Annotated in this window: 14 protein-coding genes; 13 read left to right on the top strand and 1 reads right to left on the bottom strand. The window is 60.6% G+C overall.

Features of this window, described 5'->3' with window-relative positions:
- Positions 1 to 3 precede the first annotated feature (3 nt).
- Positions 4 to 765, bottom strand: a complete 762-nt coding sequence (locus ACILSE_RS18795; RefSeq protein ID WP_395718970.1) for a helix-turn-helix domain-containing protein — start codon at positions 763 to 765, stop codon at positions 4 to 6.
- A 135-nt stretch (positions 766 to 900) separates the two neighbouring features.
- Here ACILSE_RS18795 and ACILSE_RS18790 point away from each other — a divergent pair, with 135 nt between their 5' ends.
- The 13 genes from ACILSE_RS18790 to ACILSE_RS18730 all read left to right on the top strand — a co-directional run bounded on the left by ACILSE_RS18790 (position 901) and on the right by ACILSE_RS18730 (position 18526).
- On the top strand, positions 901 to 2637 hold the full coding sequence (locus tag ACILSE_RS18790) for a zinc-dependent peptidase (RefSeq protein ID WP_395718969.1): 1737 nt from the start codon (positions 901 to 903) through the stop codon (positions 2635 to 2637).
- Positions 2634 to 5051: a DUF6288 domain-containing protein gene (locus ACILSE_RS18785; protein WP_395718968.1), complete on the top strand. Its 2418-nt coding sequence runs from the start codon at positions 2634 to 2636 to the stop codon at positions 5049 to 5051. Before ACILSE_RS18790 ends, ACILSE_RS18785 begins: the two co-directional genes overlap by 4 nt.
- Before the next feature lies 1 nt (position 5052).
- Positions 5053 to 6912, top strand: a complete 1860-nt coding sequence (locus tag ACILSE_RS18780) for a sialate O-acetylesterase (protein ID WP_395718967.1) — start codon at positions 5053 to 5055, stop codon at positions 6910 to 6912.
- A 4-nt stretch (positions 6913 to 6916) separates the two neighbouring features.
- The gene (locus ACILSE_RS18775; protein ID WP_395718966.1) at positions 6917 to 7078 is read left to right on the top strand and encodes a hypothetical protein; all 162 of its coding nucleotides are present in this window, start codon (positions 6917 to 6919) and stop codon (positions 7076 to 7078) included.
- Positions 7075 to 8661, top strand: coding sequence for an arylsulfatase (locus ACILSE_RS18770; RefSeq protein ID WP_395718965.1), 1587 nt, complete (start codon positions 7075 to 7077; stop codon positions 8659 to 8661). Before ACILSE_RS18775 ends, ACILSE_RS18770 begins: the two co-directional genes overlap by 4 nt.
- Positions 8658 to 10949, top strand: coding sequence for a S9 family peptidase (locus tag ACILSE_RS18765; RefSeq protein ID WP_395718964.1), 2292 nt, complete (start codon positions 8658 to 8660; stop codon positions 10947 to 10949). Before ACILSE_RS18770 ends, ACILSE_RS18765 begins: the two co-directional genes overlap by 4 nt.
- Positions 10946 to 12115, top strand: a complete 1170-nt coding sequence (locus ACILSE_RS18760) for a M24 family metallopeptidase (RefSeq protein ID WP_395718963.1) — start codon at positions 10946 to 10948, stop codon at positions 12113 to 12115. Before ACILSE_RS18765 ends, ACILSE_RS18760 begins: the two co-directional genes overlap by 4 nt.
- A gap of 11 nt (positions 12116 to 12126) precedes the next feature.
- Complete coding sequence (locus ACILSE_RS18755) at positions 12127 to 12273, top strand: hypothetical protein (RefSeq protein ID WP_395718962.1); 147 nt, start codon at positions 12127 to 12129, stop codon at positions 12271 to 12273.
- A 169-nt stretch (positions 12274 to 12442) separates the two neighbouring features.
- Positions 12443 to 13879, top strand: a complete 1437-nt coding sequence (locus ACILSE_RS18750; RefSeq protein WP_395718961.1) for an RNA polymerase sigma factor — start codon at positions 12443 to 12445, stop codon at positions 13877 to 13879.
- 441 nt (positions 13880 to 14320) lie between these two features.
- Complete coding sequence (locus ACILSE_RS18745) at positions 14321 to 15136, top strand: hypothetical protein (RefSeq protein WP_395718960.1); 816 nt, start codon at positions 14321 to 14323, stop codon at positions 15134 to 15136.
- Between the two features lie 76 nt (positions 15137 to 15212).
- Positions 15213 to 15905: a hypothetical protein gene (locus tag ACILSE_RS18740; protein WP_395718959.1), complete on the top strand. Its 693-nt coding sequence runs from the start codon at positions 15213 to 15215 to the stop codon at positions 15903 to 15905.
- 7 nt (positions 15906 to 15912) lie between these two features.
- On the top strand, positions 15913 to 17976 hold the full coding sequence (locus ACILSE_RS18735) for a redoxin family protein (RefSeq protein ID WP_395718958.1): 2064 nt from the start codon (positions 15913 to 15915) through the stop codon (positions 17974 to 17976).
- A gap of 277 nt (positions 17977 to 18253) precedes the next feature.
- Positions 18254 to 18526: a helix-turn-helix domain-containing protein gene (locus ACILSE_RS18730; RefSeq protein ID WP_395718957.1), complete on the top strand. Its 273-nt coding sequence runs from the start codon at positions 18254 to 18256 to the stop codon at positions 18524 to 18526.
- Positions 18527 to 18728: the final 202 nt, after the last annotated feature.

Here is an 18728-nt window from a genome sequence, read left to right as displayed (position 1 = left end):
GCCTCACTCGGCCTGCTTCAGCCGCCGATACTCGCTCGGCGAATAGCTCGTCACGGCTCGAAACGCCCGCGTGAAGGCGCTGTGATCTGCAAAGCCGCAGTTCAGTGCGATCTCGGCGATGGAGGCATCGCTTTCCAGCAGCAACCGCGAGCCGGCGCTGATGCGCGTTTTGGTGATGAGTTGCATCGGACTGATGCCGTGGATGCGCTTGATGACTCGCGCGAAGCGTGCGGCGCTCATGCCGGCTTTTTTGGCGAGCGAGGACGGACTCACCGCTTCATCAAACGAGCGCTCGAGATGCCGCAAAGCCAGCGCCACGGCGGGCGGCACTTCTTCGCGGTTCACCAGCGCGGTGAGATCTTTGGAAATGCCGATGAGGCCGGTCACGCGGCCGTTTTCATCGCGGATGGGCAGTTTGCTAGTGAGCCCCCACACGGGCACATGCGGGCGACGCCAGAACAGCTCCAGGCGCTCGATGATCGGCTTTCCGGTGCGCAAGACCTGCGCGTCCTGTTCGGTGGGAATGCGGCCGAAGTCACCGGGACACACATCGCAGGGCCGCTTACCGATCATCTGCGATTTGCCATTCAAACCATGCCGCTCCACGAGCGACTGATTCACGATCAAATAACGCCCTGCGGCGTCTTTGATGAAAAAAGCCGTGTCATGCATCAAATCGGCCACCTGCTCGACGAATCGAGCATCCATCATCAAAGCCCCTTTTGGCGAAAGGAGGCCCGGAAGCGTTGAAAAAGCCGGTTTCATGAGAACGTCGAACTTTATCAACGACCATCCAAGCGGGGCCTTCCAGTGCGTTTTGCGATTGTGCGGCATTTCACGCCCGTTTTGGCCTTCCCGGTCAAGACGCTGCCGCGTTTCACGCCCACACTGCCTTTTCTTATGAAACGACTTTTGCTGATCGCCTGCTTCCTCTCCTCCGCGCTTCAAGCCGCGCTGGAACGGCCAAAGCTGCAGATCATCAATGGCACCGCACAGGTCGTGGAGGTCTTTTGGATCAATGAAAAAGGCGAACGCATCCCGAATGGCACCGTGCCACCGGGCAAGCACACAATCATCGGCACCACGCTCGGGCATCGCTTTGCCGTGGTGGGTCGCGAGGACAAAAAAGAGAGCCTCGTGACTGCTGAGGTGCGTGTGCAGGCGTTTCGCGTGGGTGGATTGCCGTCGTTTTACACGCAGCAGGCCAGCGCAGGCGGCTTTCCCGTCGTCGCCTCGGCCAAGGTGAGTCCGTATGCGCTGAAGGAGGCCGTTTACATCATCGATATGATGCTCTCGAAGCGTCCTGACGTTCGCGAGGCCATGGTGAAAAGCGGCGCACGACTGAGCATCCTCGCGCACAACGAGTTCACCTGCGATCAACCCGAGTGGGTCTGGCTCGCCGAGCAAAAAGAGGAAGGTTTTGAGAATCTCAGCGCCCGTGATTTCCGCGATGCTCGTGCCCGCGGCATGGGCGGCAGCATCACGGATCCCTACTGCTCCTGCGCCGAGGAAAACCTGCTCGCCTACGACGGCGATCCCTACAGCACGGAAAACATCCTCATCCACGAACTGGCGCACAACATCCACCTGCGCGGCATGATCAATGTGGACGCCACGTTCGACAAACGCGTGAAGGCAGCCTACGACGCCGCGATGAAGGCGGGCCTTTGGAAGGGCAAATACGCCAGCGTGAACCATCACGAATACTTCGCCGAGGGCGTGCAGAGCTGGTTCGACAACAACCGCGATCCCGATCACGACCACAACCACGTCAACACCCGCGCCGAGCTGCTCGACTACGATCCCGGCCTCGCCGCGCTGTGTCGCGAGGTCTTCGGCGACACCGTGCTCAAATACACCAAGCCTCAAACCCGCCTCACCGGCCATCTCGAAGGCTACGATCCGAAAACCGCGCCCAAGTTCACCTGGCCGCCGCACCTCGAAAAAGCCCGCGAACTCATCCGCGCCAAGGCCCGCGCGAGATCCGATGCGGCGAACAAAGCACACCAAACACGCAACCTCTCCGGCTGGACCCTCCACATCAGTCCCAAAATCGACGCCACGGCGTGGAGCAAGGTTTTGCCGCTGCTACAGGCTCAACTCGATGAAATCATCCGCGTCGTGCCTGCCAAAGCGGTCGCGGAACTTCAAAAAGTGCCGCTGTGGATCAATCCCGAGTATCCGAAGGTGCCTCCGCGTGCCGAATACCATCCGGGTGCCGGTTGGTTGAAGGACAACGGTCGCGATCCCGCGATGGTGAAGGGCGTCGAGTTCACCAACGTGCGCATCTTCGAGGCCGAGACACGCCGCATGCCCAACTTTGCCCTGCATGAGCTGGCGCACGCGTTTCATGATCGCGTGCTCGGCTTCGAGAATGCTCAAATCGAGGCCGCTTATCAAAAAGCCAAGGCCGCCGGCCTCTACGACCGCGTGCAGCGTCAGGACAGCGAAGGTCGCAAGCGACTCGACCGCGCCTACGCCCTCACAAACGCCAAAGAATACTTCGCCGAATGCTCCGAGGCCTTCTTCGCGAAAAATGACTTCTTTCCCTTCACGAGAGACGAGCTGCAAAAGCACGATCCCGAGATGTTCCAACTGCTCAGCCAACTCTGGCTCGCTGACTCCAAATCCCAATGAAACGCACGCACATCCTTGCCATCTACCTGTTGCTGCCATGCTCGCTCACGCTGCATGGCGCTGGCCCCAAAGAGTCATTGAATGTTCCTGACTTTACGAAGGGCGATGCGATTCCGAACAATGCGAAGCACGACTGGAACCTCGGGGCCACGGGGCTGCGCGGTTGGATGTATTGCGACACTTTGGTCACGAGTGACGCGCGGCAGATCGCGATCACGAAGGTGGAGCCCAAGTCGCCGGCGGATGGAGTGATCGCGGTGGGTGATGTGATTCTTGGCGTTGGCGGGAAGGCATTTTCACACGATCCACGCAAGGAGATGGGCCTCGCGCTCACGGCAGCGGAAACGGAAGCGGGCGGCGGCAAGCTGACGCTGACGAGGTGGCGTGCGGGAAAGACAGAAGAGGTCGTCTTAAAGCTGCCGGTGCTCGGCAGTTATTCGCCGACGGCTCCGTTTGATTGCGCAAAGTCGAAACGCATCGTGGAGCAAGGCTGCAAGGCCATCGCGACACGCATGGGGGCCGCGGGTTATGGCAATCAGGATCCTATTCCGCGTTCGCTGAATGCGCTGGCCTTGCTGGCGAGTGGTGACGCCGCTTACCTGCCATTGGTCAAGAAGGAAGCCGAATGGGCGGCCGCCTACTCAGCCACCAGCATGCAGACATGGCACTACGGCTATGTGATGATCTTCCTCGGCGAGTATGTGATCGCCACCGGCGATGAGTCGGTGTTGCCGGGTCTGAAACGTCTCGCGCTGGAGTCGGCGAATGGTCAAAGCGCCGTCGGTTCTTGGGGACATGGGTTTGCGCGGCCTGATGGACGGCTGCGCGGCTATGGCATGATGAACTCGCCGGGCGTGCCGCTGACCATCGGGCTGGTGCTGGCTCGCGATGCGGGTGTCATAGATCCTGCGGTCGATCTGGCCATCGAACGCAGCGCACGTTTGCTGCGCTTTTACATCGGCAAGGGAGCCATTCCGTATGGCGACCATCATCCATGGATTCAGAACCATGATGACAATGGCAAGTGCGGCATGGCCGCTGTGCTGTTCGACCTGCTCGGCGAGCCCAAGGGCGCGGAGTTCTTCTCGCGCATGAGCCTTGCGTCCCATGGCCCCGAGCGCGACACGGGACACACGGGCAACTTCTTCAACATGCTCTGGGCGATGCCCGGCGTGGCGCGCTCGGGTCCGCAGGCAACGGGGGCGTGGATGCAGGAGTTTGGAGCGTGGTATTTCGATCTCGCACGGCGCTGGGATGGCAGCTTTTTGCATCAAGGGCCGCCCGAAAACGGCAACGACAGCTATGCGGGCTGGGACTGCACGGGTGCCTATGTGCTGGCTTGCGCGATGCCGCTGAAGAAGCTGCATCTCACCGGCAAAAAGCCCAGCAACGTGCCGCAGCTCAATGCCACCGCGGCCCAGGCGGTCGTCGCGGATGGTCGCGGCTGGAGCAACAAGGATCGCAACAGCTTCTACGACGCGCTCAGTGACCAACAACTGCTCGAACGCCTGCAAAACTGGTCGCCCATCGTGCGCGAACGTGCCGCAGACGCTCTTGGCCGGCGCAAAGGTGTGAACCCAGCTCCATTGATCGAGATGCTCGGCTCACCAAGTCTCGAAACGCGCTACGGTGCCTGCCAGGGCTTGATTTCTCTACGCGGCCGTGCAGCGCCTGCCATGGATGCTTTGCTCAAGACTCTCAACGACCCCGATCTCTGGCTGCGCATCAAGGCTGCCGAGGCGCTTGCCGCCATCGGCGCGCCTGCCATGAAGGCGGTGCCGCGACTGCTCGAACTGCTTGCCCAGGTCGATGAGAAAAACGATCCGCGCGGCATGCAGCAGCGGTATCTGTCTTTCTGCCTGTTCGACACGCATGGCGAGCATGGCAGCGGCATGCTCAGTCGCTCGCTCGCAGGCGTGGACCGCGAGGCACTCTACAAGGCCGTGAAGGCCGGACTCAACAATCAGGATGGCCGGGCACGGGGAGCCATCGGCTCCGTTTACCGCAATCTCTCGACCGATGAGATCCAGTCGCTGCTTCCCGCCATTCTTCAGGCCATCGAGCAGCCTGCGCCGAGCGGCGAGATGTTCGCGGACACGATTCGTGTCGAAGGACTGCGCGTTCTGGCTCAGCATCACGTCCAGGAAGGCATGGACGCGCTGATGAAATACACGCGCGATCAAAATCCCTGGGCCAGCCAGAACCGCACGCCAGAGCTGATGAAGATCCTCCTCGCCTACGGCACGCATGCGAAGGCGCTGATTCCCGAACTGGAGAAAATCGCCCATTACTTCGAGAAGGAGGAGCCGGACTTCCCCAAACCACTCGGTCTGCAAAAGGCCAACTCAGTTCGTGACACCATCAAGGCCATCGAAGCCAGCAACGACACTCCCACCCTGATCAAGCTCCCGTAACATGAAACGCCTGCTGTTTGCCACCTGGGTCGCCATCGCGTGCACCTCCACTCACCACGCTGAAGAGAAGCTGGAAAGAGGCCAGGACCGCATCGACACGCCAGCGATCGGAAGCGGCCTGTGCGTTCACAATCTGTTTCAGTCCAACATGGTCGTGCAGCGGGACAAACCCATGCCGCTCTGGGGCTGGGCCGCTCCCGGTGAAAGCATCACCGTGAGCTTTGGTGGCAACAACAAGTCCGCCACCGCCGCTGCTGACCGGTCGTGGAAGGTCGAACTGCCCGCCCTGCCCGCCAGCACGGAGGCTCGGACGATCACCGTGAAGGGCAAAGACAGCAAAATCGAGCTGACGAACATCCTCGTCGGCGATGTCTGGCTGCTCGGCGGTCAGAGCAACATGGAGTTTGAAATCGCCAAGCTGGAAGAAGGCCCGCTGGAGATCATCTCCGCCAACTTCGACCAGATCCGTCTCTTCACCGTGCCCCAGCAAAACGGACCGGAGACCAAGAAAGCGTTCCCCCGCCAATACCAGTGGAGTTCATTTTTCAGCCGGCAATTCCGGCAGGGCTACTGGGATGTGTGCTCGCCAGACACCGTGGCGGAGATGTCCGGCATCGGTTACGTCTTTGGCCGTCGCCTCCACATGGCCACGCGCGTGCCCATCGGCCTCGTGGACGTTTCCAGAGGTGGGACTTCGCTCATGACCTGGACACCCATCGAGGTGCTGAGGAGAATCGACACGCCTGAGGTGAAGAGCACGCTGGAGGAGTGGGACAAGAAGGTGGCCGAGTTCGATCCCGAGAAGGATCTCGAGAACCGGCTCAAGCAATACAACGACCGGATCGCCGCCATGAAAGCCCAGGGCAAACCGATCCCGGCTGATCGCAAGCCGCCCACTGATTTGCAGCCCGGTCCGGCAGCGGACATGAACCGTCCGGGAAGTCTGTTTGCCGCCACGCTCTCGACGATTGCCGGACTCCCGGTGAAAGGAGCCCTCTGGCATCAAGGCTACAACGACGCGCTCATGCCGAACGGCCACAAAATGTATGCGCGGGTCTTCCCGGAGATGATCAAGGCGTGGCGTGCTGCTTTCAATGACCCAGCCATGCCCTTCGGCATCATCACTCAGGAGACGCAGGACCAGCCGCAGACGCTGGAGAACTTCCTGCCGCCGATGGTCGATGAAGGAAACTACATCCGCGAGGTCCACTACCAGACCTTCCTCAACCTCCGCAAAGCGGGCGACAAAAAAATCGGCTACGCCAGCAGCTTCGACCAGCACCGCGCCTGGTATCATCCGCAGCTCAAAGTCGCCGTCGGCGAACGCATCGCCAAATGGGCTCTCGCCACGCAATACGGCAAAAACATTCGCTGGCTACCGCCGCAGCTCCAGGCGGTCAAAGCCAGCAACGGCAAGCTCATCCTCAAACTCGACACCTGGGCAATCCCCTTCCACGACGGCCCGATCCAGGGCTTCGCCATCGCCGGCAAGGACGGACGCTTCCAACCCGCAAAAGCCGAATGGCTCGACAAAAACAGCGGCCAAGGCCAGCCCGACTGGCAGCGCTCCACCATCGTCCTGAGCAGCGACCTCGTCCCCGACCCCGTCTATTTCCGCTACGCCTGGGCCAGAAACCCGCTGGAGACTCTGAAATCGAGCGATCTCTCGAACCTGCCCTTCGACACCCAGCGCAACGACCCCTTCACGATCGCCGACATGTATCAGATCTACACCGGAAAGAAACCCTCCACGCCAGGAGTGCTCCACGGCGGCGAAATGCGCGAACTCACCCAGGCAATGAAAGCCGAGGACATGAAACGCCGCGTCGAAGAAGCGAAGAGGCTGATCAACCAAAAGTGAATCCGTGAGCATTGCCAACGGCATGGAAATCCAGTCCACACTCACCGCAGATTGCCTGATCGCTCTGCCCGCCGTGTCCACCGATACGAACCACCAAGTCCTGCGCTTTTTTATCCTCGACTGCCAGTCGAACATGCAGGCCCACGCCAAGGTGCGCACACCATGAGACTCTTCCTGCTGCTTCTTTCGGCATTCGCCATTGCTTCGCTTCGCTCACTTCTTCGGAGCAGCACACGCTTCGCGGTGCTGGCTGTCTCGCTTTGCTCGGCTCCTCATTCGTCATTTTCGGCGCAGCCGAACATCCTCCTCATCCTCGCCGACGACCTCGGTTATGGCGATGTGCGCTGCTACAATGCCGACTCAAAGGTGCCCACGCCAAACATCGACCGGCTCGCGAGCGAAGGCATGCGCTTCACCGATGCGCACAGCCCGGCCACGGTGTGCACGCCGTCGCGCTACAGCCTCATGACCGGGCAGATGGCGTTTCGCGTGCCGAACGGCGGCACGGTGTTTCAGGGCACAGGCGGACCGTCGTTGATCGCCCCGGGAAAGCTCACGCTTCCTGGCCTGTTGAAGAAGCAGGGCTACGCCACGGCGGCGGTGGGCAAATGGCACATCGGGCTGACTTTTCGCGATCAGGCTGGCGTAGCGATACACTCCGGTGAGCGAGCCGCTGTGCAGCGCATCGATTACTCGCGCCGCATCGAGGGCGGGCCGCTCGATCAGGGTTTTGACCAGTTTTTCGGCACCGCGTGCTGTCCCACCACTGAGTGGCTTTACGCGTTCATCGACGGTGATCACATCCCGGTTCCGCCTACCGGTCCCATCGACAAATCGAAGCTCCCGAAGCATCCGTATGCGAACGATTGTCGTGCCGGATTCATCGCGCCGGACTTTCCGATGGAGGAGGTGGACCTCGTTTTCTTGAAGAAGAGCCGCGAGTTCATCCAGCAGCATGCTCGGGAGTCACCGGGCAAGCCTTTCTTCCTCTACCACGCCACGCAGGCCGTGCATTTGCCATCGTTTGCCGCGCCGGAGTTCCAAGGAAAAACCAAAGCGGGACCGCATGGCGACTTCATCGCCGAGTTCGACCACGTCGTCGGCGAATTGATGAAGGAACTCGAAAAGCACGGCCTCGCGGAAAACACGCTCGTCATCCTCAGCAGCGACAACGGCCCTGAAGTGGCGAGCGCCGTCCACATGCGTGCGGATCATGCCCATGATGGCGCGAAACCCTGGCGCGGCATCAAACGCGATGCGTGGGAAGGCGGCCACCGCGTGCCTTTCATCGTCCGCTGGCCAACGAAGGTGAAAGCGGGCAGCACCAGCGATCAAACCCTCTGCCTCACCGACATCATGGCCACCGTGGCGGCGATCACCGGTGCTGAGTTGCCGCACGATGGCGCGGAAGACAGCTTCAACATGCTCCCCGCCCTCGAAGGCACTGCCACCGCTCCGATCCGGCCTTATCTGCTCACCCAGGCCTTTGGCGGGCAGCGCACGCTTTCGATTCGTCGCGGTGACTGGAAATACATCGCCCACCGCGGCTCCGGCGGAAACAACTACGACAAAGGCGAGCTCAAGCCCTACGCCCTGCCCGACACCGATCCTGAGGCCCCCGGCCAGCTCTACAACCTCGCCAACGATCCCGGCGAGACGGCGAATCTCTACTCGAAGAAGCCCGAGATCGTGAAGGAACTGCAAACGCTGCTCGAGGAGTCGAAGAAGTCCGGACGCAGCCGCCCATGAAACCATTTCTCTTTTTCGTCTTCCCCATGATCGCAGCCACAACCGCCGTGACAGCTCAAGACAACCTGAATGACCAGCGCATCGCTTCCGATCCCGCCATGCTGAATCTGGATCGCATCTTTGCCGACCATGAGTTCAAGGAACGTTCGCTGGGGGAATACCGATGGAGCAAGCGCACCGCTTCGTATTTGACTCTCGAAGTCCCGCAACGAGAGGGCCAAGGCCAGGACTTGGTCCGCAACGATGCGGCCACGGGAAAAAAGGAGATCCTGGTGCCAGCCGCCGGGTTCCAGCCGAAAGGAGAAGCCGAGCCGTTGAAGGTCGAGGCCTTCGAGCTCTCCACCGACGAGTCAAAGCTTCTCATCTACACCCACAGCCAGCGCGTGTGGCGGCGCAACACACGCGGCGACTACTGGGTGCTTGAGATGGGGAAGCCCGGTTCTCTGCGGAAACTCGGCGGCGATGCGGAGCCCTCCACGCTCATGTTTGCCAAGTTTTCGCCCGATGGAACACGAGTCGCCTACGTCCGCGCGAACAACATCTACGTTCAGGAGCTGACTGGCATGAAGATCACCGCCGTGACCGCGGATGGCTCGCCCACGCTCATCAATGGCACCTCCGACTGGGTGAATGAGGAGGAGCTTCACATTCGCGACGCTTTTCGCTGGAGCCCCGACGGCTCATCCATTCTGTTCTGGCAGTTCGACACCAGCGGCGTTCGGCAGTTTCATCTCATCAACAACACCGACGAGAGCTATCCAAAGATCACGTCCTTTCCCTATCCCAAGGTGGGCGAACCCAATTCCGCCACCCGGGTGGGTGTGGTCAGCGCCACTGGCGGCGAAGTGCGCTGGCTGGAGGTGCCGGGCGATCCACGCGAGCACTACATTCCTCATGCGGAGTGGTCGCCGGACGGGAAGCGCGTCCTCGTGCAGCAGCTCAATCGCCTGCAAAACATCAACCGGGTCATGCTGGCTGAGGCCAGCACCGGCACGGTTCGCACCGTCCTCACCGAGACCGATGAGGCCTGGCTGGAAAATGACAACCCGGTGCGCTGGATGGCTGGCGGCGAGAAGTTTCTGTGGCTGAGCGAGCGCGATGGCTGGCGCCATGCCTATCTGGCGGACACGAATGGAAAGAGCTTGGATCGGATCACCACTGGCGACTTTGATGTCATCCAGATCGAGGCTGTGGATGAAGCGAATGGCTGGCTCTACTTTTCCGCCTCGCCGGAAAACCCCACGCAGCACTATCTCTATCGGCAGCGCCTCAGCGGCGGCAAACCCGAGCGTCTGTCGCCGGCCTCGCAGCCGGGCTGGCACAGCTATGAGTTCTCGCCTGACGCTCAGTGGGCGATGCACACGCACTCCCACTTCACTCAGCCGCCGGTGGTGGCGCTCATCCAGGTGTCTGATCACAAGGTTGTGCGCGCTCTGGAGGACAATCAGAAGCTCCGTGAGAAGCTCGCGGCCCTCAAGCAGCCCGCCGCCGAGCTTTTGAAACTGGACATCGGTGACGGTGTTTTGCTGGATGCCTGGGGCCTCAAGCCGCCGGCCATGGATCCCTCCCTGAAGCACCCGTTGCTGATCCACGTGTATGGCGAGCCAGCGAGCCAGACCGTGCGGGACAAGTGGCCGGGCGAAAGAGGCACCTGGCACTGGATGCTGGCGCAGCAGGGCTACATCGTCGCGAGCATCGAGAACCGCGGCACACCGGTCCCGCGCGGCCGCGCCTGGCGCAAAAGCGCCTTCCGCCAGATTGGCATCCTCGCGGCGCAGGACCAGGCCGCAGGCGTCCGGGCCTTGCTCAAGCGCTGGCCTGACGCGGACCCCGCCCGCGTCGGCGTCTGGGGCTGGAGTGGCGGCGGCAGCATGAGCCTGAACGCCATCTTCCGCTACCCGGACCTCTATTCCACCGCCATCGCCGTGGCGCCCAACGCGAACCAGTTGCTCTACGACACCATTTACCAGGAGCGCTACATGGGTCTGCCGAAGGACAATGCGGAGAACTATCGCCTCGGCTCGCCCATCACTCATGCGAGCCAGCTTCAGGGCAACCTCCTGCTCATCCATGGCACCGGCGATGACAACGGGCACTACCAAGGCACGGAGCAGTTGATGAACGAGCTCATCAAGCACAACAAATACTTCACGGCCGTTCCGTATCCGAACCGCAGCCACGCCATCTCGGAGGGCGACAACACCGTGCGTCATTTTCACGGCACCATCACCCGCTACCTGCACCAGCATCTGCCCGTCACCCCTGCCACCGCCGCCAAGGAACCATGAATCTTGAAGCCATCCAAAACGAACTGACCAGCGCCGGACTCGATGGCTGGCTGTTCTTCGACCATCACTTCCGCGACCCGCTGGCCTATCGCGTGCTCGGTTTGCCTGCCGTGGGCCATGTCTCGCGCCGCTGGTATTATTTCATCCCGGCCAAAGGCCTGCCGCGTGGTTTGGTTCATCGCGTCGAACCTCACCAACTCGATGCACTGCGCGGCGAAAAGATGCTCTATGCTCGCTGGCAGGAGCAGGAGCCGGCCTTGCGCGATCTGCTGGGCGGGGCGCGGAAGGTCGCCATGCAATACTCGCCGCGTTGCGCCGTGCCTTATGTCGCGAATGTGGATGCGGGCACGGCGGAACTCGTCCGCAGTCTGGGTGTCGAGGTCGTGAGCTCGGCGGAGCTGATCCAGATCTTCGAGGCCCGGTGGACGCCCGCGCAGCTTGAGCTGCATCTCGAAGCCGGTCGCCGCGTGGACCGCATCCGCGACGAGGCGTTTGAACTCATCAAGACCGCCACCCACAGCGGCCAGTCCATCGACGAATACGGCGTGCAGCAGTTTGTCATGCAGCGCTTCCAGGAGGCCGGCATGGTCACGAATCATCCGCCCATTGTCGGAGCGAACGTGAATGCGTCGGACTCGCATTATTCACCTCCCGCGACCGGCAGCGCGCCCATCCGCCGTGGCGATCTCGTGCTGCTCGATCTCTGGGCAAAGCTGGATGTGCCCGAGGGTGTCTATTACGACATCACCTGGATGGCCTTCTGCGGCGATGAAGTGCCCGCGCCCATGCGCGACGCCTTTGCCACCGTGGTCGCCGCGCGTGACGCGGGCATCCGCTTCGTTCAGGAAGCGATGGCCGCCGGGCGCACCATTCGCGGCTTCGAGGTGGATGACGCCGTGCGCGGCTGCATCGAGTCACGCGGCATGGGTTCGTTCATCCGCCATCGCACCGGCCACAGCATCGGCCGCGAGGTCCACGGCGTCGGCGCGAACATGGACAACTACGAGACCCACGACGACCGCCGCATCATCCCCTGGACCTGCTTTTCCATCGAGCCCGCCCTTTACCTCCCCGACTTCGGCGTCCGCACCGAGATCAACCTCTTCGTCGAGGACCACAGCGCCCGCGTGACCGGCAGGATGCAAAACGAGTTTGTTACCCTTTGAGCTGATGGCTGGTGCTACAGCCTCCCCGCCTTCCTCATCGAAATCAGCAAGCCACCCTCTGCGGCATCAACGAACGTAACGACAACCGCCAGCCCGTCACCCTCTGGGGCCGCGAGACGGCGAAGATGCCGTGGGCGTATTTGAGCAAGGCGAAATAGCACACCCTCGCCTTCCGCAGTGACGACTGGCCGATTTTGACAACGAATTGAGAGCGGATGATGCCCGGCAGCACCGTGGTCCACACTCAGGCCAGAGTAGCAAAGATTTCGTGTCACCTCATAGTGAGCTTCGACCACTTAGAAGGCGCTATGAATAAACACACCATCAGTGCTTCCCCCCCCCGACGGCCCACCGGATGCAGAGCTTGTCAAACATGCCCTTGATGGACGAACAGACGCTTTTGGTCGGCTCGTTCAGCGTCATCAGGCTTTGGTGTGTTCCCTCGCTCTCGGGGTCTGCGGAGATTTGCATCGCAGTGAGGACATCGCGCAGGAGACATTTGTGAGAGCCTGGAGGCAGCTTGGAGAGTTGCGGGAGCCTGCCATGTTCAAGTCATGGGTCTGCGGCATCGCGCGGAATGTGGCGAACAGCACGCAGCGCAAGGAGGCGCGAACGCCTCTGGCTGCCGATGCGGGAATCGAGGAGGTAGATGCGCGAGAGGTTGCACCATCCCCCGCTGAGAATGTGATCGACAGTGAGGAACGGACGATCCTGCTGCGCCAGGTTCAGCGGCTTCCACCGCAGTTTCGCGAGCCGATGGTGCTATTCTACCGGCAGAACGAATCCGTGGCTGCGGTGGCTGTAACACTCGGGATTTCCGAAGATGCGGTGAAGCAACGACTCTCGCGAGGCCGTGCGATGCTGGCGGAGCGGGTGGAGCGCTCGCTGGGCAGTGCCCTGAAGTCCTCCGTTCCGACGGCTGCATTCACCGTGGCGGTCATGGGAGCGCTCGCTACGGGCACAACGTCGGCATCGGCAGCCGCATCCACGGGTGCTATGACGAAGGCTTCACTTGGCGGTTCTGCCGGTGGCACCGCTCCACTACTGGCTCTCGCTGGAACCTCTGCAGCACTTTGGACCATGGCTCGTGCGCAGACTGAAAACGCTCAATCGCCTGATGAACGTCGTTTTGCCGGACGAATGTGGATTCGCATGACGATCGTCTGCGTCCTTATCGGCCTGATGGTCGGACTGGCCGCTGCCATGAATCCCGACACTTCCTTGCTTCTGTGCGTGATCACCGCAGTGGTCGTCCTGCTGGCTAGCTGGCGGCTAGGCGTGTGGATGTGTCGCCGACGAGATACACTAAGATTGCAGAGTGGGAGCCCTCTCGATGCTTCCACCGGCGCTTGGCGGCTGGAGCCGGGCATGCCGGAGTTCCGTAAAACGATTCTGGGGATGATTGTCGCGACTGGATGCTTCCCCATGTTCTGCCTGGGCATGGTTGGTCTCGTCACCGCCAATGTGCCTCCCTGGATGACCGGAACCTTCATCGTTGCGTGCATGGTTGTTTCGCTTGTGTCGGCAGGGCTGGTTTCGATTCGCCCGGCAAGCCACCGCTGGCTGCTTCTTGGGCATTTCGGCAGTCTGAGTGCTTTGACCTCGCTGCTGGCTTGGTTGCTGGCTCGCTTCTGGACGGAGTCCGGCGTGTGGGGGGAGTGCCAGGCTGAGTTTGCGCTGCTGGTGATGACTTGTCTCATGCTCGCTGGAATCACATTAGCATGGGGTGCCTACAGCCTTCGTGCGGCAAAACAGACAAAATAAACCTCCTCCAGCGTCATTCCCAATAAAGGTGTATCTCCGCATTTTCCTACCATCCATTTTCCTGCGTTTGCTCGTCCTAGACTTTTATGTGCTCGCATTCGAGCCTGCTGTGCATGCGGCTAAAGATGCGCCGTCCGTGTTTTGGATTGATGATTTCTCCGATTCTAAGACCTTGGTCCAAAATTGGCGGTCCTACGGTTTCCCTGCTTCAGGAATCGATGTCAAACATCCTCTCGGGAAGCCCGTGAGCAGGAAGGATGCCAGGCCCGAGTGGTGGCAGATCGTGGACGGGGCGTTGCGTGGTCAGTGTTTCCCAGAGGAGAAACATCCGCCTGGACTGCGCCGAGCTATCAGCGGGACTGACATCCGCTTGACCTGTCGTTCACCGCTGCAATCGCCGACCTTTCACTCCACGCAAACCCACAAACATTCCATAATTCCATGACAACAAAATTCCGCCGCCCCGCCTCTTTCACCCTGATTCCACTGCTTCTCCTTTTGGGGACGGCTGCGATCAGTAGGAGGGATGTGTCCGCCACCGAGCCCAAAGAATCCACGCCACAGCAGAATCCGCAACCGGAACGCCCGGCCGTGGTGGGTGCAATACCCGCCAGCGTGGGGGATCTGCCGCGCGAGGTTGACAATCTGGCAAGCGAGTTGAACAAGGCGCAAGAGGAGGGCCGGTGGGATGATGCGGAAAAACTGCTGAATGCACTCCTTTCCCGCGTGCCCGAATTGAAGGATAATTTTCGCGACGTTACGGCCTCCATTCACCTCAACCGCTCCCTAGAAGAGAAGAAATGGGACGCGGCCGAAAAACACCTCGACGAGCTGATCCAGATTGAGCCGCAGGCACAAACCGAATTACTACCTGTCCGCATTCAAATCCTGGCCGCTAGGGGTGATACCAAGCAGGCGGGCGCTCTCGCACGCCAAGCTCTAGCCAATGAGAAGGATCGCTGCCGCTTGAATGCGATCGCGCAGGCATTGCTCGATCACGCAGGAGGTCCGCACCGCGAGATCATCGTCTTGGTACACGAGCTCGCTTTGGCGGCAAACAAGGGCGACCTGATGGGCGACTGCCGCGCCGGACACTTGTCAGTGCTGGCCCACGCTGAGTTTCTCCTGGGCCGAAAGTCAAAAGCTGTTGAGATAGCTGATAAAGCACTCCACCTCGCCGATGATCCTGAAATGAAGAAACGGATTCAAGTGAGTCTGTACGGCTACAAGTCCGGGAGCGTGCCAAAGACCGACTGAGAGACACCAGCTTATGCGGCCCACCATCTTCATTCTTCTATCCTTTTCCATCACGGTCCTAAATGCTGCTGAGAAGGTGCCAGCCTATTCATCGTGGAGCGACGACTTCTCCGACGGCGGCGCCTTGGCAGACAACTGGCGGGCTTACGGCTTTCTCGCCAGCGCTATTGATGCCACGCATCCGCTTGGCAAGACCGTGAGCGGCAAGGAGGCGCGTCCCGATTGGTGGCAGATCATGGACGGCGCCTTGCGCGGCCAATGTTTCCCCGAGGAGAAACATCCGCCTGGACTGCGCCGAGCTATCAGCGGGACTGACATCCGCTTCACCTGTCGATTCAAGCTCGCTGTGGGCGGGCAAATGGGCATCAGTGTCTGCGGGCCGAACCCGGTGGTGGAAAAGGACTTCAATGTTGCCGGGCTTCATATCCGTCCCGATAGCATCACCGCGTGGGATAATGATGTCATGCACCCGAAAGGCTCTCCCGAAGCCGCCGAGTTGAAGAAGAAGGACATTTGGAACCGCAGGTTTTTCTACGCCAAGACACAGAAGATCACCATTGCGCCCGAAGTGTGGCACGAACTCATCATCGAACTTCGCGGCAAAGAGCTCCGCGCCTTTATCAACAGGAGACTTGCTCTCAGCTACGCCACGTTATGCGGCGACGTGCCCAAGCACGACATCGGCCTTCAGCCCGGCGGTAAAGGCGAATCCGCAGTGGCCACATGGTTTGACGACGTTCGCCTCGAGTCTCTGAAAAACGAAAAGTGAAAACCTCATGAAGAAACCCAGTTCCATACTCATCGCCACCCTGATCCTCGCATCGCTATCTGTTCTGCGCGCTGCCGAGCCCCAACTCAAAGCAGGTGATCCCGCGCCGCCGCTGCGAGTTGGACGATGGGTGGCGGGATCTCCCGTCACCAAGCTGGAGCCAGGCCGAATTTACGCGGTCGAGTTCTGGGCCACTTGGTGCGCACCATGCATAGCGTCCATGCCTCATTTGGCGGAACTGCAATCGAAGCACGAGAAAGGTGGCCTGACAGTGGTGGCTGTGGCGGTGAAAGACGACGCCAAGGCAGTGAACGCCTTTGTTGCCAAGCGAAAGGAGGCCTTGAACCATCCTATCGCCACGGATACTCCCGAAGGTAAAGACGCCGAGTTTATGGCGAAAGAGTGGCTGGAGAAAGCCGGGCGTGAGGGTATTCCACAGACGTTCATCATAGACCGCAAGGGCAGGATAGCATGGATCGGCCATCCCATGCGGTTGGACGGGCCGCTAGCGGCCGTGCTCAAGGGCACCTTCGATCCGCGCCAGCAGGAGCAGATGGACAAAGCCTTTGCCGAACTGGATTTGAAGCTGGGCGAGGCGATACGCGAAACTCGCTGGCGGGACGTGCTGGCTGTGCTGGATGAGATGAACCAAGTCGATCCAGCAAGTGCTCCGCTGAACTATTCAACCCGCGTCAAGGCTCTGATTCAGCTTGGGGAAGCAGCCGCGGCAAATCGCTTCGCACGTGAAGTCGCACCCGGCGTGTCGGAAATGATCGCTGCCCATATCGCCAGTGAACTATTGAAGGTCTCAGACAAGGATCAGACTGACTACGACCTAGTCATCAGTCTCGCGCAGCAGACGCTCAATATTGGAGGCTTCCGAAATCCCATGGCTCTCAGCTCTCTCGCCCGCGCCTACGAAGGTCACGGCAAGACCGACGATGCCGTCCGAGTCTGGCGGCAAATGCTGGCGCTCGATGATCCAGCCATCGACAAAGACAATGTGCGCAAACGTCTTGCCAGTCTGACTGGCAAGTCATCGGCGGACACGCCGCCAGCCACGAAGGCCCTGCTTGGCCCCGGCGATCCCGCTCCAGCACTGAAGGCACATTCATGGATTCAAGGGGAACCCGTGCAGGTGTTTGAAAAGGGCAAAGCTTACCTTCTCGACTTCTGGGCCACCTGGTGCGGCCCCTGTGTGGCCTCCATTCCACACATCGAGCATCTGCACCAAAAATACAAAGACCAGGGGCTGGTCGTCATCGGCCAAAACGTGTGGGAGGACGATACCAGTAAAATCAGTGCGTTTGTCGAAAAAGTGGCGAACAAGATGACCTATCGTATCGCGCTCGATTCGCAGGAAGCGGTGGCGAAACCGTGGCTCAGAGCCGCCGGGCAGAATGGCATTCCCGTCGTCATTCTCGTGGGCAAAGACGGCAACATCGCATGGATCGACCACCCGGAAGCCCTGAGCGAAACTGTGGTCGAGCAAGTGCTGGCCGGAACCTTCGATCTCGCCAAGGAAAAGCGGCTTCAGCAAGTGCGCGGAAAGATCAGCGGGGCCTACTATGAAGCGTTTCGGAAATTCCAACCCGCCATCAAAACGCGGAACTGGGTGGATGCGCAAGCCTTGCTCGACCGGATGAAATCCATCGTGCCCGCCGATGACACCGAGTGGAGGGCTGTCATCCGCAAACAGCAATTCACACTCCTCGTCGCCAAACGCGAGGACAACGAGGCCATCAAGCTCGGCGAGTCGATCCTCACGGATGAAAAGCAGAACAGCGGGTCTGCCAATTCGCTGGTCTGGGTCATTGCTCACGCAGAAAATCCGTCCGTCGCACTGCTCAAGTTTGCGGAAATGTGTGCCATGCAGGCCAATGAGGCCACTCGCGGGCAACACCCGCGAATTTTGGAGAACCTTGCCAGGCTTCACTTCCGCCAGGGTAATCGCAGCGAAGCCATTCAGCGCCAGGAGCAGGCCATAGATCGAGCCACCAGCCCTGACGAAGAAAAACGCCTCCGTGACGGCTTGGCAGCCTACCAGAAAGGGCAGCTTCCAACCCAATAGAATGCAAGGTGAAACATCACAAAGCACCAGTGACCAAGGCGAGAGGCATGATGGAGAAGCGAAGCGTATTCTCGTTCATTTGCCCCACTCTCCTGCGCAAGCTCTCAGCAGGCTGCCAGGCGTCGCATGCCCTGATACTCGCCATAAACTCGCCGCGCTCATCGCACAATGCTGGGCACGCACCGACATCAACACCGCCTGGAACGCCGTCGCCAAGTCCAGCCTAAGCGCCGCCGAGAAGCAACTCATGTTCAACGAACTCTGGGGATGACCAACGATGCCTACCGCGCCGGACAACCACGACGCCCACAACTATGCCGAGCGCATCCGAGAGCGGCTGCCGAGGCGCTTGCAGGAACTCCGGGAACGTTGTGGACTGAGCAAGTATGGTCTGGCGCGTGAGAGTGGAGTGAGTCGCGAATACCTTGGCAAGATCGAACGAGGAGCCGCGAATCCCACGCTGCCTGTCACTGCGCAGATCAGCTACGGGCTGGGCATGACCTTGGAGCAATTCACCGGTCAGCTTGAGGACGAGGACGACGAGGAGTGAGCACCCGTCACCTATGATTGACTACCGGCCTGCGCGGGGTCTGTGCTCTCATCGGCGGTGTCACACCCGACGCCGGCCATGAGCCGCCCCAACCGCCCCCAACCGCTGTTTTGCCTCCCGGGAGGCGTTTTCAGCCTCAAAACGGCCATCCCGGACGCCATGGGCTGGAACCCGGAAGCCACGGGCTCGCTCCTCCGCCCGG

Source organism: Prosthecobacter sp., from assembly GCF_044236155.1.
GTDB lineage: Bacteria > Verrucomicrobiota > Verrucomicrobiia > Verrucomicrobiales > Verrucomicrobiaceae > Prosthecobacter.
This window is presented reverse-complemented; position numbering and strand designations above follow the sequence as displayed.

What these genes read in the sequence shown, in the direction of transcription:
- ACILSE_RS18795 (WP_395718970.1), bottom strand. Translation starts at nt 765, where the DNA reads ATGAAACCGGCTTTTTCAACGCTTCCGGGCCTCCTTTCGCCAAAAGGG.
- ACILSE_RS18790 (WP_395718969.1), top strand. Translation starts at nt 901, where the DNA reads ATGAAACGACTTTTGCTGATCGCCTGCTTCCTCTCCTCCGCGCTTCAA.
- ACILSE_RS18785 (WP_395718968.1), top strand. Translation starts at nt 2,634, where the DNA reads ATGAAACGCACGCACATCCTTGCCATCTACCTGTTGCTGCCATGCTCG.
- ACILSE_RS18780 (WP_395718967.1), top strand. Translation starts at nt 5,053, where the DNA reads ATGAAACGCCTGCTGTTTGCCACCTGGGTCGCCATCGCGTGCACCTCC.
- ACILSE_RS18770 (WP_395718965.1), top strand. Translation starts at nt 7,075, where the DNA reads ATGAGACTCTTCCTGCTGCTTCTTTCGGCATTCGCCATTGCTTCGCTT.
- ACILSE_RS18765 (WP_395718964.1), top strand. Translation starts at nt 8,658, where the DNA reads ATGAAACCATTTCTCTTTTTCGTCTTCCCCATGATCGCAGCCACAACC.
- ACILSE_RS18760 (WP_395718963.1), top strand. Translation starts at nt 10,946, where the DNA reads ATGAATCTTGAAGCCATCCAAAACGAACTGACCAGCGCCGGACTCGAT.
- ACILSE_RS18745 (WP_395718960.1), top strand. Translation starts at nt 14,321, where the DNA reads ATGACAACAAAATTCCGCCGCCCCGCCTCTTTCACCCTGATTCCACTG.
- ACILSE_RS18735 (WP_395718958.1), top strand. Translation starts at nt 15,913, where the DNA reads ATGAAGAAACCCAGTTCCATACTCATCGCCACCCTGATCCTCGCATCG.
- ACILSE_RS18730 (WP_395718957.1), top strand. Translation starts at nt 18,254, where the DNA reads ATGCCTACCGCGCCGGACAACCACGACGCCCACAACTATGCCGAGCGC.